Source organism: Vibrio azureus (assembly GCF_002849855.1).
GTDB lineage: Bacteria > Pseudomonadota > Gammaproteobacteria > Enterobacterales > Vibrionaceae > Vibrio > Vibrio azureus.
Genome location: NZ_CP018616.1, coordinates 2,269,308 through 2,286,512 on the forward strand (window position 1 = coordinate 2,269,308; position 17,205 = coordinate 2,286,512).

Annotated in this window: 16 protein-coding genes; 3 read left to right on the forward strand and 13 right to left on the reverse strand. The window is 43.9% G+C overall.

Annotated elements, in window-relative coordinates:
* Positions 1-8: 8 nt before the first annotated feature.
* On the reverse strand, positions 9-764 hold the full coding sequence (locus BS333_RS10315) for a class I SAM-dependent methyltransferase (RefSeq protein ID WP_021709588.1): 756 nt from the start codon (positions 762-764) through the stop codon (positions 9-11).
* A gap of 35 nt (positions 765-799) precedes the next feature.
* Between BS333_RS10315 and gloB the strand changes: the two genes are divergently transcribed.
* The 3 genes from gloB to BS333_RS10330 all read left to right on the forward strand — a co-directional run bounded on the left by gloB (position 800) and on the right by BS333_RS10330 (position 4,352).
* Positions 800-1,558: a hydroxyacylglutathione hydrolase gene (gene gloB, locus BS333_RS10320; protein WP_021709589.1), complete on the forward strand. Its 759-nt coding sequence runs from the start codon at positions 800-802 to the stop codon at positions 1,556-1,558.
* Positions 1,559-2,079: 521 nt separating this feature from the next.
* Positions 2,080-3,660: a lytic transglycosylase gene (locus BS333_RS10325; protein WP_021709590.1), complete on the forward strand. Its 1,581-nt coding sequence runs from the start codon at positions 2,080-2,082 to the stop codon at positions 3,658-3,660.
* Positions 3,657-4,352, forward strand: a complete 696-nt coding sequence (locus tag BS333_RS10330) for a YIP1 family protein (RefSeq protein WP_021709591.1) — start codon at positions 3,657-3,659, stop codon at positions 4,350-4,352. The genes BS333_RS10325 and BS333_RS10330 overlap by 4 nt, the downstream gene beginning before the upstream one ends.
* A gap of 66 nt (positions 4,353-4,418) precedes the next feature.
* Here the strand turns inward: BS333_RS10330 and BS333_RS10335 are convergent, their stop codons facing one another.
* From BS333_RS10335 to BS333_RS10390, 12 genes are all read right to left on the reverse strand, one after another.
* Positions 4,419-5,264, reverse strand: coding sequence for an endonuclease/exonuclease/phosphatase family protein (locus BS333_RS10335; RefSeq protein ID WP_021709592.1), 846 nt, complete (start codon positions 5,262-5,264; stop codon positions 4,419-4,421).
* Positions 5,265-5,380: 116 nt separating this feature from the next.
* Complete coding sequence (gene glnB, locus BS333_RS10340; protein ID WP_021709593.1) at positions 5,381-5,719, reverse strand: nitrogen regulatory protein P-II; 339 nt, start codon at positions 5,717-5,719, stop codon at positions 5,381-5,383.
* Positions 5,720-5,866: 147 nt separating this feature from the next.
* The gene (locus tag BS333_RS10345; protein ID WP_021709594.1) at positions 5,867-6,181 is read right to left on the reverse strand and encodes a c-type cytochrome; all 315 of its coding nucleotides are present in this window, start codon (positions 6,179-6,181) and stop codon (positions 5,867-5,869) included.
* Positions 6,182-6,216: 35 nt separating this feature from the next.
* Positions 6,217-7,575, reverse strand: coding sequence for a tRNA lysidine(34) synthetase TilS (tilS, locus tag BS333_RS10350; RefSeq protein ID WP_021709595.1), 1,359 nt, complete (start codon positions 7,573-7,575; stop codon positions 6,217-6,219).
* 85 nt (positions 7,576-7,660) lie between these two features.
* The gene (accA, locus tag BS333_RS10355) at positions 7,661-8,620 is read right to left on the reverse strand and encodes an acetyl-CoA carboxylase carboxyl transferase subunit alpha (RefSeq protein ID WP_021709596.1); all 960 of its coding nucleotides are present in this window, start codon (positions 8,618-8,620) and stop codon (positions 7,661-7,663) included.
* Positions 8,621-8,664: 44 nt separating this feature from the next.
* Positions 8,665-12,144: a DNA polymerase III subunit alpha gene (gene dnaE, locus BS333_RS10360; RefSeq protein ID WP_021709597.1), complete on the reverse strand. Its 3,480-nt coding sequence runs from the start codon at positions 12,142-12,144 to the stop codon at positions 8,665-8,667.
* Between the two features lie 89 nt (positions 12,145-12,233).
* The gene (gene rnhB, locus BS333_RS10365; protein ID WP_021709598.1) at positions 12,234-12,884 is read right to left on the reverse strand and encodes a ribonuclease HII; all 651 of its coding nucleotides are present in this window, start codon (positions 12,882-12,884) and stop codon (positions 12,234-12,236) included.
* A 9-nt stretch (positions 12,885-12,893) separates the two neighbouring features.
* A complete protein-coding gene (gene lpxB, locus BS333_RS10370; RefSeq protein ID WP_021709599.1) occupies positions 12,894-14,036 on the reverse strand; it encodes a lipid-A-disaccharide synthase in 1,143 nt (380 codons plus the stop codon).
* Positions 14,037-14,243: 207 nt separating this feature from the next.
* Positions 14,244-15,032: an acyl-ACP--UDP-N-acetylglucosamine O-acyltransferase gene (lpxA, locus tag BS333_RS10375; RefSeq protein WP_021709600.1), complete on the reverse strand. Its 789-nt coding sequence runs from the start codon at positions 15,030-15,032 to the stop codon at positions 14,244-14,246.
* Between the two features lies 1 nt (position 15,033).
* Entirely contained in the window at positions 15,034-15,486 is a 453-nt protein-coding gene (fabZ, locus tag BS333_RS10380) for a 3-hydroxyacyl-ACP dehydratase FabZ (RefSeq protein WP_021709601.1), read from the reverse strand.
* Positions 15,487-15,646: 160 nt separating this feature from the next.
* Positions 15,647-16,678, reverse strand: coding sequence for a UDP-3-O-(3-hydroxymyristoyl)glucosamine N-acyltransferase (lpxD, locus tag BS333_RS10385; RefSeq protein WP_021709602.1), 1,032 nt, complete (start codon positions 16,676-16,678; stop codon positions 15,647-15,649).
* 5 nt (positions 16,679-16,683) lie between these two features.
* Positions 16,684-17,193 carry an OmpH family outer membrane protein gene (locus BS333_RS10390; RefSeq protein ID WP_021709603.1) on the reverse strand — a complete coding sequence of 170 codons (510 nt, stop codon included), beginning with the start codon at positions 17,191-17,193 and terminating at the stop codon, positions 16,684-16,686.
* Between the last annotated feature and the right edge of the window lie 12 nt (positions 17,194-17,205).

Genomic DNA, 17,205 nt, shown 5'->3' on the forward strand with positions numbered 1-17,205 from the left:
ACCTTGGGTCACTTTAACCTTTCGGATACTTTATTAACTTGATTTCCCTCTCGATTCATCACTCCCAATGGCGCTAGTTTTTTCTTCAAATGCCAGTGAGGCTTAATCGGTTTTAAAGGGTAAGTCCGCTTTCGAGCAACAATAAAGTATAAACTTCCAGCCGGTAAGGCCCATCCACCAATACTGTTTTCAAGCCATGTCCATAACGTGGTATAACGCGTCATCGGAAACAAAGCGTAACGGTCACAATGCACCACTTGGTAGTTCAGTAAGCCCAACCAATCTTTTACTCGATGGGAGCTAAACATGCGTCCAGACCAAGGTAAGTTTTTCTTCCTCCATGGCAACAAGCTTGCTAATCCGGTTAAGCTAAAAGGATTAAAACCCGTTATGATCAAATACCCATCATCCATCATGACTCGGTCCACTTCTCTCAATAATCGATGTGGATCACTGGCATAGTCGAGCTGGTGAGCAAGAACGACAGCGTCAAAGCTTTTTTCTAAAAAGGGCAATTCATAACCATCTGCGATCACATTATGCAAAGGGTTCTGGATATCTAGGTTAACTTGGTGTTGAATACTAGAGTTGTAACTGGTTAGCTCACAGCTCAAACCACCCAACTTAAGCATATGGTAGCCAAATAATTTCGGGCACCATTCATCGAATCGGGTTTGAATGGATTCAAGTACCCAAGCGCCATTATTCATTGCAGACCAAGTTGCTGGGTGGGGAATTGTTTTATTACTGAGTGCTGGTTTCATTAACCACCTAACTAAAAGGTATTGGAGAAAGAGTCGTGATAGAGATCAAAAGCATACCTGCGTTTAATGACAATTACATCTGGCTAATACAAAACAGCGATAAACGTTGTGCTGTTGTTGACCCGGGGGATGCAAAACCGGTACTGGAATACTTACAGGCCCATGACTTAACTTTAGAAGCGATCTTAATTACACACCACCATAATGATCATATTGGTGGGGTACCTGATCTCGTGCATGCTTTCCCTCACATTTCAGTTGTCGGACCTAAAGCTGAGCCAATCCCCACTTTAACCAATCCTGTTGAAGAAGGCGACAAGCTTGAGCTGTTCGATGAGATTTTTTTGGTTCTCGGCTTGCCAGGCCATACACTGGGCCACATAGGCTATGTGGGTGACGGAAAACTCTTCTGTGGTGATGTCCTTTTTTCCGCTGGGTGTGGTCGAGTGTTTGAAGGTACTCTAGAACAAATGTATGAATCCCTCAGCAAAATTGCGGCTCTTCCAGAAGAAACTGAAGTATTTTGCGCTCATGAATATACCGCCAGTAATATTGCTTTTGCTCTCGCCGTTGAGCCCGACAACGAGCAATTACACCAATACCGAGATGAGGTAAATCGACTACGAGCTTTGAATCACCCAACGTTGCCAACCACACTGCGTAAAGAAAAATGGATTAACCCTTTTTTGCGGACAACCCACCCTGAAGTGATTAAATCTGTCGCAAACCGCCTTGAACATCATGAACCATGTGCAGTTTTTTCAGCGTTACGTCAATGGAAGAACGAATTTTAACCACTTTTTACTTGTAACTTCACACCACACAAGTATTATCTCTTGCTGATTTATACTCAGGTGACTTCAATACAGGCCATAAAACTCCGCTCTACTGAATACAATATAAAACAAATCAGTAGGTTGCTGTTACCTGAATATACCCAAGTAACCTCAAGATGCTTGGGTATATATAAAAGCGCCATCGGCGCTTTTATCGGTTTAGGATATAAAGAAGCCTAAACCTTACCAATGAGATAAGAGCTCACTTACCTAGAAAGCGGGGTCAGTGACTGGTTAAGCCCAAAACACTAAAACGGCTTTAACACCAGGGCGTCTAGCATAATGTACAACGATTAGCGCCCCAAACCATGACAAAAATCTCGCTCATTTGGTATAAACTCGAACTGTTGCATATTGTAGTGTGATTATGCCCTACAATTAAATAGTGTTAAAAATATTGATAACCTTACTGCTGAGTTAGCGACTTACTAAGTTACCGACCGGCAAAGGGAAAACAAGGTCCTAAATAGGCTGAATTCATGCGTTTAAAGTATAGTTGGGCATTCATGTTATTACTTTCGGGCTGTCAGTTGACACCCCAAAGCCCAAGCACCACTGAAAAAACACACACCGATACGACCAATAAAACGGCTCAAACCGGTCCAATTAAACCCAACTCGGGACTTACACAGAAATACACTAAACTGATTACATCAGAAAAAGTACTTTCACCTCAAGAGCAAGAAGATGTGTGGCAGCGCATTGGTATGCAATTAAACATGCCAATCCCAGTCAATGAAAAAATCGATTACTATCGCGCTTGGTATTTAAAGCACCCTAATCACCTCTATACCGTATCAGAGCGCGCTAAACCGTTTTTGTACATGATCACCAAGCGCATTGAAGAACGTGGCTTACCAATGGAACTGGCATTATTACCCGTGGTAGAGAGTTCATTTGACGCCTTTGCCTATTCTCATGGTAGCGCTGCTGGTCTTTGGCAGTTTGTACCCGGTACTGGGAAGATGATGGGGTTAGATCAAAACTACTGGTACGACGGCCGTCGTGATGTCTACGCTTCTACAGAGGCGGCACTGGACTACTTAGAGCAGCTAAATCAGCGTTTTGACGGTAATTGGGATCATGCTATTGCAGCTTACAATAGTGGTGGTGGCAGAGTATCACGCGCGATTCGTAAGAACCATAAGCTTGGTAAGCCTATCGACTTCTTCTCTTTAGATCTGCCAAAAGAAACCAGCAGCTATTTACCTAAGTTACTGGCTTTAGCAGATATCATTGCCAACCAAGAGAAGTATGGTCTCAACATCCCTGAAATCCCGAATCAGCCAATGCTCACTCTCGTTGACCCTAACGAACAGCTAGATTTGGCCATTGCGGCAGATTACGCAGGTATCAGTGTCAAGCAACTCCAAGGTTATAATCCGGCTTATAATCAATGGTCAACTGCCCCAGAAGGGCCACAGCAGCTCCTAATTCCAATTGAGAAAAAGCAGCAATTCCTTGCTCAAGTCGAAAAAAATCGTGGCAAAGGCATGAAGGTCGTTCGCTACAAAGTGAAATCTGGTGATTCACTCAGCATGCTGGCTAGAAAGTACAGTACGACCACCAACGTCATCAAAAAAGCGAATAGCTTATCGAACAATAATATTCGTATCGGACAATACTTGTTGATTCCGACTTCAACTAAAAATGAAGCTCAATACGCTTTATCGGCTGCCAATCGCCTGAACAAGACACAAGCCAAAGAACGTGGAAAATATAAGCTGACTCATATCGTAAAATCAGGTGACAGTTTATGGTCCATTGCTAAAGCCAATCAAGTCTCACATCAGCATTTGGCCAAATGGAATGGTATGAGTCCAAAAGACACACTCCGTGCTGGCCAAAAGTTAGTTATCTGGAAAAATTCAGACAAAGGCGCAGTGATCAGAACCGTATATTATCAAGTACGCTCTGGTGACACTATTAGTGGCATTGCGAATAAATTCAAAGTAAAAAGTAATGACATCGTCAAATGGAATGCACTCAAAGCTCAAAAATACCTGAAACCGGGTCAAAAGCTTAAATTGTATGTCGATGTTACTAAGGTCGGTGTATGAGCCCATCTAGTAATCCATTGATCATGCTACTGGATATTTTTCGTTCTCCTGTAGCATGCTTTCTTGCCCTGTATCAGCGAGGCACATGGGGATGGCAACCATTTATTGTCTTGATGCTAAGTCCATTTTTATTTTGGGGGGCTTATTTTTCAGAGGTTGATTTTACTTGGTTAAGCCACGAACTCACGGTACAGCTGCAACAAATTAATCCAGAGCAAATCGCTTTATTGCAGCCAGATACCTTGATGGCTACAGCAACGATTAACAACATATTTAACCGTTTGGCGACATTGTTGCTATTAGCATTGTGGTTCTTTTTGGCGACAAAAACAACGCAAGCGCAAGCATCGATCGGTTACTGGAAATGGTTTGCTGCTTCTTGTGCGATCTTATTTCCTGCTGTGTTAGGTGATTTTGCCAGCTATGCCAGTTTACTGCTCAAACATGGTCAAGTTATGAGCTATGCCGCAGACCTTAATTCATTAAATGGGCTACTGAAACTACCTCTGACAAACGACTGGTCGCAGTTTACTAGTTCATTCCCTTTGCTATTACCTTGGTATATCGCGCTCGGTTATGGTGTCGTGTTGACATGGACCAGTATGGAACGAGGCCAAGCTCTGGTCCTTTCTGCATTACCTTGGGTAGGGTTCTATGTCATCTGGGCCATGTTCATTCTATTGACCCACTAGCCTGATACTCAAAAGTTAAACGCTACTCACCCTTGCCAGTAGCGTTTAAATCCCAACAAAAGAACGTCACTCCATCAGTCTAAATGACACTAAAAGTGGATTATGATCGGAAGCGTCACTTTCTGGCGCTTCTGCGCTCTTCAATATCAGGCCTCGATAAAACACGTGATCGAGTGGCAAGCCATTTAAAAACTGAGTGCGCTGATCTGGGTCATATTTGACCTCAATTAACTCTGCTTTCCTAAGGGTCTGCTGAATAACATTTAACCGCTCTTCACTCCAACTATTAAAATCACCTGCAAACAAAATTGGCCCTTTGTGTTTATTCAGCGCCATCTCTAACTGAGTCAATTGAGTGGTATATTCTTTTGTCCCCAAAGTGAAGTTGATGGCGTGAATATTAATCACAACGAGAACTTGACCATTACTCAAATTATATTCACTGTACAAGGCTGATTTAGGCAAACGTAACCACGGTTCTGTTTGAGTATAAGCGCAAGCTCTTATCGGTGCTTGCTTTGCAATATTGATGACACCTGCACCGCTGCCCAATGCTTTAAAAGCACGAACTTGATTACCAAACCATTGCCCCTCCACCAACCAATGCTTAAACTCATCAGTCATGCTGGCTTCTTGAAGTATCAGCAGTTGTTTTCCTGTGGAAAGTTTTTCTAATGCTTGTTGCCAGTTATCTCTATTTTGCTTATAGATATTCCACACTAGAATATCCAACTGTCCTTTATTATCGATTGCTTTAGGGTTTTCAAAATCCATACATCGGACACTTTGCCGAGTATCCAGCTCTGTCATAGTCACAAGCTGGGGCTGGTCCGGAATGGTAAAAACCATATTGAAGCCGACAATCAAAGTCATCGAAGCAAGAACAACAACAAAAAATAAACGAAGATACATAGCACTACCTAATTAAAACATCACGAAAGCTCAAGGTGCCGATAGTTATAATAAAAAGGAGCCCAATACGGCCCCTTAATCTTAATCCATTGCTAACAAATTTAAACCATAAACGATCAGATTGCGTCTTCGTCTTCTTCACCGGTTCGAATTCTAACAACGCGTTCAATATCCGTCACAAAGATCTTACCATCACCGATTTTACCTGTTTGAGCAATTTCAATAATAGTATCAACACACTTGTCTGCAACATCCTCTGTCACGACAATCTCCAGCTTCACTTTGGGTAGAAAGTCGACCATATATTCAGCACCACGATAAAGCTCGGTGTGACCTTTTTGACGACCAAACCCCTTGACTTCCGACACGGTCATTCCTGTGATGCCAACTTCAGCTAATGCTTCTCGCACATCATCCAATTTGAATGGCTTGATGATCGCTTCAATCTTTTTCATATTCATCCCTTAAATTTAAATCGTTTGCGCGTATTATCATTTAGCATCTCACAACATTCAATGCTTGTCATAACCCAAGGTTCAAAATACCAAAATAAACCTCGGTTGATGTTATGCCCCCATGTAAGTTGAATAAATTAAACACCTTTACTTCAATTGAGAGAAATAGGCAGCCAAATTCGCAATATCATCTTCTGAAAGTAAACTGGCTTGTGCCGCCATGACTGCCGACATACCCCCAGTTCGTTGACCATTTTTATAAGCATTAATCGCATTAATTAGGTATTGTTCTTTCTGCCCTTTCAGATTGGGGTAACCAGGAATCGGTGCAATACCATTTTGCCCGTGACAAGCTGAACATACTCCTGATTTTGCCTTCCCAGCAGCCGCATCGCCTGCTGCAAATGTTTGCCCACTTAGCAATGCCATGACGACCAAAGCCCACATAGTTACTCTATTCATGGTTTTTCCTAATGCTCCCCAGTTGGAGGGGTTCTTTATGATTCATTAATCAAGCGAACTGAGTCAGTTTGATGCCAAATCAGTTCACATTGGTGGCCACTAAAAGCACGATCAACAAACAGCCCTGCAACTGCCACTACCTGGCCTTGATACATGACAATCGGTAACTGCCGACGCTGCCAACTAGGAATATGGTATTCTTGAAACAGTTTTTTCAGCTTGCGACTTCGACTTCGTGTTGTCGGATGAGCCGATAAACCTTCAGGATTAAACGTTACTTTCAATAAATCAGGCTCTGCCGGTAATACCAAATTCGCTTTATCAGAAGTGGAACTGAGCAGCAGTTCCCCAAGAGAATCAGGCAACAATAATGGGATATCCAGCTGTAAAGAAGCATGCCAATCCGTTAAATCAGTCCTAGGGCTTAACCAATACAGTCGATTTTGAAAACGACGAATCTCTCCCTGCTTAAGCTGCAATTTTGGATTCGCATCTTGTTGCGCTAGAGCAACTTCACTCCAAATGAGGCCAAGTTGCACACGGGAAGGCATCATGACTTCCATCTTAGACAGCCACATACGTATCAAACGCGACCGTGCCAATTCACTGTGCGTGCCCAATATGGAGAGACAAAGACTACCATCTGGATGAAAAGCCTGCTGAAAGACCGAGTCTAACAATTCATCCAGTAATTGCTCTTGCTCTGCACATAAATGAGCACTTCGCTGAACCGCTTGATGAAAGCTGGGCCAACGCTGAATGAGTTGAGGCATGACACGATGACGTAAGAAATTACGGTCATAGCGAGTATCTTGATTACTCTCGTCTTCGACCCACTCCAAACCAAACTTTTGGGCAAACGTCTCAATGCGTTGTCGTTGAATAGTAAGCAAAGGCCGAACTAAACTTCCTTTAGCAAATGGCATGCTTTCTGGCATTGAAGATAGCCCTTTAGGGCCACTACCTCGCTTCAAAGCAAGCAAAAAGCTTTCAACCTGATCATCAGCATGCTGGCCCGTTAACAGTATATCGTCTTGTTCTATATACTTCTGTAATGCTTGGTAACGTGCCTGTCTTGCCAAAAGCTCAATGCTCTCTCCACTATGTACATCAAGGTGGACGTATTCAATCGCACATGGGATGTCCGCTTGCTTAGCCCATTGAAGACACTTGTCTGCCCAAGCATCGGCGTTATCGCTCAAACCATGGTGCACATAAACAGCCTGACAAGGCACTGAATGCGTTTGTTGATAGTGTCGCAATAATTCAAGCAAAACACGGGAATCAATTCCGCCACTGAAAGCTAAGACCAGTTTTCCATTTGAGCCATGGCTAGTTCGACTTTGATAATGACGTTCAAGGACATGAGCGAAGTGCAGATAAAGCGATTCCATAATCTATCCCGTAAAAACTAAAAAAGGTTGGACCTAAGCCAACCTTTTGATTGTATCTGTTCTATCGTCAGAGATCAGCCGACGATTAGCAGTAACCGTAATTCATTAAGCGTTGGTAACGACGCTCTAGTAAAGTCTCTTGATCAAGCTGCTCTAGGTCTTCAAGTTGACGAAGTAAATTCGCTTTCATGTTTTCAGCCATTTTAACGTGATTACGATGGGCACCACCTAATGGCTCTTCAATGATCTCATCAATAAGCTCTAATTCCTTCAAACGAGGTGCCGTCAAACCCATTGCTTCTGCAGCTTGGGGAGCTTTATCAGAGTCACGCCACAGAATAGAAGCGCACCCTTCTGGTGAAATCACTGAGTATGTTGAGTACTGAAGCATGTTAACGTAATCACCTACACCAATCGCGAGAGCACCGCCAGAACCACCTTCACCGATAACATTACAAATCACTGGAACTTTCAGGCCTGACATCACCTTCAAGTTTGTTGCGATCGCTTCTGACTGGCCGCGTTCTTCAGCACCAACACCTGGGTAAGCACCTGCAGTGTCAATGAATGTAATCACGGGCATATTAAAACGTTCCGCCATTTTCATTAGGCGTAATGCTTTACGGTAGCCTTCTGGCTTTGGCATCCCAAAATTACGTTTTACTTTTTCTTTGGTTTCACGACCTTTTTGGTGACCGATAATCATTACGGGACGACCTTCCAGACGTGCAATACCCCCCACAATTGCTTTATCATCAGCAAAAGCACGGTCACCCGCCAATTCATCAAACTCTTCAAATGCATGTTGAATGTAGTCTAGTGTGTAAGGGCGTAGAGGGTGACGAGCCAGTTGAGCGGTTTCCCATGCTCCTAAATCACTGAAGATTTTCTTCTTTAGTTCTAGGCTCTTTTTCTCAAGCTGCTCAATTTCTTTATCAAGGTCAATTGCTGAATCGCCGCCATGACGTGAAACATCACGTAGTGCTTCAATTTTTGCTTCTAGCTCTGCAATCGGCTTTTCAAATTCAAGAAAGTTTAGGCTCATCGATGAATCCTTGTTTATTCATGCACACAATCTGTGCTGAATTTTTAGTTAAATTCGAGTTCTACTTGGCCTTTGCCAAGTAACTGCTTTAAATCGTCTAGTAATGTATCACTTGGCGTCACTCGCCATTCAGTGCCCAAAGTTAACCGCGCTCTGGCGTTGGCACGTTGATAGTATACATGGACAGGGACGGTTCCGGCTTTGTAAGGCTCTAAAATTCGAGTAAATTGCTCGAAAAAGTCATTACGAATCTGATTAGCATCAATCGAGACTGACAAACCACGTGCGTATTTTTCACGAGCACTTCCCAGATCCATGACTTCACGTGCCGACATTTTAAGGCCACCATTGAAGTCATCAAAGCTGACCTGTCCAGAAACCACCAGAATTTTATCTTTTTCTAGCAGTTCTGCATACCTCTCTAACGCATCGGAGAACAGCATGACCTCCATTCGCCCACTGCGATCATCTAATGTCATCAGTCCAATACGAGTGCCACGTTTGGTCGTCATAACACGAGCCGCAATAACGAGACCTGCAACGGTCACCGATTGGTCGCGACGTGTGGGTGTCGCGTCTTTTAATCGGCAACTGGTATATTTATTTAATTCTTTGATATAAGCATTTACAGGATGCCCAGTCAAATATAACCCTAGTGTTTCTCGCTCACCTTCGAGCCATACTTTCTCCGGCCATGGTGTCACTTGAGTATATTTGTGTTCGACTTCTTCTGGTGCATCAGTCAAAACGCCAAACATATCCGCTTGGCCAAATGCCTCTGCCTGATGGTATTGGCTGGCCGCTTTCACTGCGTCGTCAAGGGAAGCCATTAGCGCCGCTCGATGAGGGCCAAGGCGATCTAAGGCACCGGAATATATGAGCTTCTCTATCACTCGTTTGTTGACCTTTTTCAAGTCAATACGTGCACAAAAATCAAACAAGTCTTTAAAGTGACCGCCTTTATTTCGTGCTTCGAGAATCGCATCAATTGGGCCTTCACCAACACCTTTTATTGCGCCGATACCGTAAACAATCGCGCCATTCTCATCGACGTTGAATCGATACAAGCCTGAATTAATATCTGGCGGAAGGACGGTCAGTTTCATCCGAAAACATTCGTCAACTAAGCCAACCACTTTTTCCGTATTATCCATATCGGCCGTCATTACCGCAGCCATAAACTCAGCAGGATAATGCATCTTAAGCCAAAGCGTTTGATACGATACCAAAGCATAAGCGGCGGAGTGCGATTTGTTAAAGCCATAACCTGCGAACTTTTCTACCAAGTCGAAGATTTTCATCGCCAGCTCGCCATCAACGCCATTGTCAATTGCACCATCTTCGAAGGTCGCACGCTGTTTCGCCATTTCCTCCGGCTTTTTCTTACCCATAGCACGACGCAGCATGTCGGCTCCACCTAAGGTATAACCAGAGAGTACTTGAGCAATCTGCATGACCTGCTCTTGATAGAGGATGATGCCGTAAGTCGGATCGAGAATTTCTTTAAGTGATTCGTGTTGCCACTTTTCGTCTGGGTAAGAGATCGCTTCTCGACCATGTTTACGGTCTATAAAGTTATCAACCATGCCTGATTGGAGAGGACCAGGACGGAATAGTGCCACCAAAGCGATGATGTCTTCAAAACAGTCTGGCTGCAGACGTTTGATCAGCTCTTTCATGCCCCGTGATTCCAACTGGAATACTGCGGTGGTTTCTGAGTTTTGCAGTAAACGGAACGAAGCAGCGTCATCCAATGGGATCGATTCTATACGAACCGGTTCTTTTCCTTCACGTTCGAGACGCGGATTAATCAAACCTAACGCCCAGTCAATGATGGTCAGTGTTCGTAACCCCAAAAAGTCAAACTTGACTAAACCGGCCGTTTCAACATCATTTTTATCGAATTGGGTAACAGGAAAATGGCCTTCCGCATCCGCATAAATCGGTGCAAAATCCGTGATTGTTGTCGGAGAGATGACGACACCACCAGCATGCTTACCGGCATTACGAGTACATCCTTCAAGGATTCGGCATTTATCAATCAGCTCTTTGACTTCTTCATCGGCTTCATAGAGCTCAGGTAACGCAGGCTCTGCCTTAAATGCTTTCTCTAACGTCATTCCAGGATCAGGGGGAACAAGCTTAGAAATGCGATCAACAAAACCAAATGGGTGACCTAGCACTCGACCTACATCACGGATCACCGCTTTTGCTGCCATTGTACCAAATGTAATGATCTGTGATACCGCATCACGCCCATACATTTCGGCTACGTGATCAATCACTTGGTCACGTTTATCCATACAGAAGTCGACATCAAAATCGGGCATGGAGACACGTTCTGGGTTCAAGAATCGTTCGAAAAGAAGATCGTACTCCAGTGGATCAAGGTCGGTGATTTTAAGTGCATACGCAACTAATGAACCAGCACCTGAACCACGACCAGGTCCAACAGGGATAGCGTTATCTTTCGACCATTGGATAAATTCCATTACGATCAAGAAATAGCCAGGGAAACCCATTTGATTGATTACGTCGAGTTCGATTTGCAAACGTTCATCGTATTCTGGTCGACGTTGTGCACGTAACGCTTCATCCGGAAATAGAAACTCGAGGCGCTCTTCCAAACCTTCTTGTGATTTCATGACCAAGAAGTCTGTCTCTGCCATGCCATCTGTTGGGAAAGCAGGCAAAAAGTACTCACCTAAACGAACAGTAACATTACAACGCTTGGCAATCTCCACACTGTTTTCGAGTGCCTCGGGAATGTCTGAAAACAGCTCACACATTTCGGCTTCACTGCGTAAATACTGCTCTGGGCTGTAGTTTTTAGGTCGGCGTGGATCTTCAAGAGTATAACCATCGTGGATGGCGACACGTATCTCATGAGCATCAAATAAGCCTTCACTAATGAACACAACTTCATTGGTGGCCACCACTGGAAGTTGCGCCTCTTCAGCAAGCTCCACCGCAAAGTGCAAGTAAGTTTCTTCATCTGGGCGCCCAGTCCGAACCAGCTCAAGATAAAAGCGATTAGGGAAATACTGCTGATAAAAATCGATACAGCTTTGGACAATACTTTTATTGCCTTTCAGTAGCCCTTTACCAATCTCACCATTTTTGGCACCGGATAGAACAATTAACCCTTCAGACAGGTCCGCCAGCCAAGCTTTATCAATCACGGGTTGATGTTGGATGTGTCCACGTAAATAAGCTTTAGAGATCAGTAAAGTAAGGTTTTTATAGCCGATATTGTCCGCCGCTAATACGGTTAATTGCGTCAGCTCTTCACCAAACTCGTCCGACTGCATTTTGAAATCGGCACCAATAATTGGTTTAACGCCATTAGCGTGGGCAGCACCATAATATTTAACCAAGCCACACAAGTTGGTAAAATCAGTCAATGCCATGGCTGGCATGCCGAGTTCAGCAACTTTCTTCACCAGCGGTGGGACTTTGTTGATACCATCCACCAACGAGAAATCACTATGGATACGCAGGTGAACGAACTTAGGATCTGACATTAACAGGCACCGTCTAACTTTTTCTTATTTTCTTACTATATAGTACTTAGAGCCCTAACTTAAGGCGCTAAATGGATAACTTAGGTTTATTACTCAAGACCAAGAGCTTTTTTAACTGGCTTGAAGCTTTTGCGGTGCTCGCTAATCACTCCATGCTGATCAATGGCTTCAAAGTGTGCCTTGGTCGGATACCCCTTATGTTTAGCAAAACCAAACTGCGGATATTGCTGATCAAGCTCTTCCATTTCTTGATCTCTAACGACTTTGGCAATGATAGATGCAGCACTGATTTCAGCGACACGCAAATCCCCTTTAACCACAGCTTGAGCATCCATTGACAAATCAGGACAGCGATTACCGTCAATAAGTGCTAAATCAGGTTGAACCTGTAATCCAGCAATTGCACGCTGCATAGCAACCATGGTGGCTTGTAGAATATTGAGCTGATCAATTTCCTCTGGAGAGCAGCGACCTACCGCCCAGGCTAAGGCTTTCGCTTTGATTTCTGGCAGCAGTGCTATGCGTTTTTTCTCACTCAATTTTTTTGAGTCATTCAGACCCTCAATCGGATTATTAGGATCAAGTATCACTGCGGCAGTGACCACATCGCCCACCAGTGGGCCTCGCCCCACTTCATCTACACCCGCGATAAGTTGGTAGCCTTGCGGATATTCAAATGGTGGGAGCTCACTATTAGGCTTCGCCTTTTTGGGTGTCGTTGTTTTGGTTGTAACAGCCATGATAAATCTCTATTTCTCTATCAACTTTAGAACGGCATTAGCGGCTTGCTGATCTGCATTTTTACGGATCCAATGGTGCATTTCTGTAAACTTATCCAACATGGCTTGGTTATCCGTTTCAAGTAAACGAGACACTTCGTTAAATAAGTTGTCTGGCGTGCAATCTTCTTGGAGATACTCTTTGACCAGTTCCTTATCGGCCAGCACATTAGGCAAAGAGACGTGCTCGATTGTCAGCAGACGCTTAGCAAGATAAGCCGTTACCGCGTTCACACGATAGCCAACTACCATCGGGCGCTTAATCAGCATACACTCTAGAGCAACAGTACCCGAGGCCAACATCACCACATCTGCAGCCGCGATGACATTACCTGCAGTATCATCGACCAATTTGAACTCTAATTCTGGCGCATGTTCTTTCCACGCACTTTCAAATTGCTCACGGCGTTTTTGGTTGACTAACGCAACAACAAAGCCAAGTTCAGGGTACCTCTGGTGTAGTTTTTTACATGCTTCGATGAACGGCTGTGAAAGCATTTTTAACTCACTACCACGACTGCCCGGAAGTACAGCTAGCCATTTTTTATCTTGCTCTAAACCTAATAAGGCTCTTGCAGGTGCTTTATCCGATTGCAACGGAATCGCATCCGCTAAGGTATGACCAATGAATTCACAAGGCACATTGAATTTATCGTAAACTGCTTTTTCAAATGGAAGGAACGCCAGCACAAGGTTCGTTGCTGCTCCAATTTTGAAAACCCGTTTTTGCCGCCACGCCCAAACTGAAGGGCTAACATAGTGGACCGTTTTGATGCCTGCTTGCTTCAGCTCTCGCTCCACTCGCAAATTGAAGTCAGGCGCATCAATTCCTACAAAAACATCAGGTGGGTTGTCAGTGAAATACTTCACTAATTGAGCTTTAACTTTCAGTAACCGGGGTAAGCGACCTAGGACTTCAACCAACCCCATAACTGCCAGTTCTTCCATCTCAAAAAGAGATTGACAGCCTTGAGCCATCATTTTGGGGCCACCAATACCGACAAACTCAGCGTCTGGATATTGCTGTTTTACCGCTTTAATGAAGCCTTCACCGAGAGTATCACCAGATAGTTCCCCAGCAATAATGCCAATACGTAATGGTCTATGTTCCATATTTACTTCGCTATTTTTCTTGTGCACTACGAATAACGATTCTCCATATAGAAAGGCTATATTTGCGAATCGTTGCCACGCTTGAAGGCTAAGGTCATCCCGCTGAACGCAGCACCTTGAGGTTACTTGGGCATATCCATAAAACACAAAAAGACCGCGGCCAAATTAAGGAGCGATCTTTCTTTTAGTTAAACTCTGTAACGTTGTTTAACGTACGATACCACGTTCAGTGGTTTCCAGAATATCTGATAAACGCTTCACAGCAGGCCACTCTTGAGCCATCTCAGCAAGAATAGGTTTTACCTCTTCAAGCGTTTTACCGGAGCGGTAGATTTCTTTGTAGGCTTTTTGCAACGCACGGATTTCAGGCTTCTCAAACCCATTGCGTTTCAAGCCGACCAAATTCAAACCAAACGGAGAAGCGTGGTTACCTTGTGCTAACACATAGGCTGGTACGTCTTGCACAACAGCGGAACAACCGCCGATGTAAGCATAAGCGCCGACAGTACAAAATGGATGTATTGCCGATAAGGCCATCACGCCTGCATAGTCGTCCACCGTTACATGACCGCCGAGAATAGCGTTATTGCCAATATGTGTATGATTGCCAACGACAACATCATGTGCGACGTGAGCATTCACACACAATAAGTTATCGTTACCAATAACCGTCGTCGCTTTATCTTGTACAGTTCCACGGTGAATTTGCACAGCTTCACGGATAACGTTTCGATCACCAATAACAACGGTGGTTTCTTCACCACCGTATTTTTTATCTTGGTTTTCTTCACCAATCACAGCATGAGGAAAGATGCGATTATCTTGGCCGATAGTCGTATGGCCTTTGATCACCACGTGAGACATAACCTCAGTGCCTTGACCAATTTCCACCGTAGAAGTAATGTAAGTAAAAGGGCCAACGGTAACATTCGCACCAATCTTTGCCCCTTCCTCTACCACCGCTGCCGGGTGGATTTTAGCGGTTTCATGAATCATATTAAAACTCTCGACGAGCACACTTCAACTCAGCTGAACATACCACTTCGCCATCAACTTTTGCTACACCTTTAAATGCAGCAATGCCACGGCGCTCTTTCAAAAACTCGACTTCGATAACCATTTGATCACCGGGTACTACCGGTTTGCGGAACTTAGCACCATCGACACTTGCAAAGTAGTACAACTCATTTTCTTTTGGAGCACCAAAAGATTTAAATGCCAATAATCCTGTTGCCTGTGCCATTGCTTCGAGAATTAACACACCTGGAAAAACAGGAAGTTGTGGAAAATGACCGGTGAACTGAGGCTCGTTAACTGATACATTTTTGATCGCATGAAGGTATTGCTCTTTTTGAAAATCAATCACACGGTCAATCAACAAGAATGGGTAGCGATGAGGCAATAGTTCTTGGATTTCAGAAATATTCATCGTGTTCTTTTCAGTAGTCAAAGTCGTTTTCCTATATCAATTCTTATAAACCAAGACGGCTTAAAAAGTAGATTATACCTATCAAAATAGGCAAATTGTCTAGCCGCTTGGTGATAATTCTACTTTTAGCACATTATTATAGAAGAAAAAGACTCGCATTACGCGAGTCTTTGTTCAGAATTTATGATTCTTCTTTCGGTTCTAACCGTTTTTCAACCGCTTTCAGCCGCTTATTCATCTCATCAATTCGATGAACACGGGTGGCGGTCTTACGCCACTCACGATTGGTCTGTAAAGGGATACCTGATGAATACAAGCCTTTTTCTTCAATGCTTCGCATTACCATGCCCATTCCAGTAATCGCAACACCATCTGCAATTGAAATATGGCCGTTAAGAACCGACGCGCCGCCGATTTGACAGTACTTACCAATTTTTGTACTGCCAGCGACAATTGTACCACCGGGCATTACCGTACCATATCCGATCTGAACGTTATGAGCGATTTGAAGTTGGTTATCAAGGATCACGTTGTCTTCGATTATCGTATCTTCTAGCGCTCCGCGGTCGATCGTCGTACACGCGCCAATTTCTACACGGTTGCCAATACGTACCGATCCCAGCTGAGGAATTTTGATCCATTCACCGTTATCGTTAGCATAGCCGAACCCATCAGAGCCGATAACAGTACCAGATTGCACGAGACAATCATCGCCCATTGACACTTCATGATAGACAGTCACATTAGCCCATAGCTTGGTATTATTACCAAGCTTGGCATTCTTACCGATAAAACAACCTGCGCCAATGCTTACGTTATCGCCCAGCTCTACACCCGTTTCAATTACGGCATTAGCACCGACGGTTACGTTAGCACCCATCTTCACGTCTGCTGCGATAACGGCACTTGGCGCGATCTCGTCAGCTGGCTTTGGCGTCGTGTCCATTGCTTGTACTACTCGAGCAAAAGCAATGTAAGGGTCAGCCACAACCAATGCGTTACCCACACATTGATCTTTGTGATCGGCTTTCACCATCACAACTGTCGCTTGACAATCAGCAAGGTGTTTTGCGTATTTAGGGTTAGACAAGAAGGTCACATCCCCTTCCTGAGCTTTATCCATTGGGGCAACACGACTGACAACGACAGAGTCGTCGCCGAAAAGCTCACCACCTGTAATTTTGGCCAATTCGGCTAATGTAAGTGTCTTCATAAGTTTTATTTTAGCGATTTAATCACATCTTCTGAGATATTGTACTCTTCGTTCGCGTATTGCAGCGCTGATGTATCAACAACCATATCGTAGCCTTTCTTCTTCGCTACCTTTTCAACAGCTTGTTGAATAGTCTTAAAGAGTTTAGCTTTTTCTTCGGCTTCACGACGAGCACTTGTTTGCTCAAGAGCTTGTGCTTTTACTTTATATTCACTATCAAGTTTAGCAATATCAATACGAAGTTTTTCAACTTCATCTTGACCTAAAAGCTCACCATCTCGCTGTAGCTTTTCAATTTTTGACTTTGCTTTTTTCTGAATAGACTTCAACTCATCGGCTTTGCCTTTGAAGTCTTTTTGCATTTTCTGCACAACAGCTTCTCGTTGAGGAAGCGCTTGGAAAACCTGAGCTGTGTTTACATAACCAATCTTCTGTGCCGCTTCTGCAGCATGAGCAAAGATTGACGTGCTTAGTACAACAAGGCTGAGGCCAGCTGCTTTCATCATTTTATTCAAAATATTTTTCCT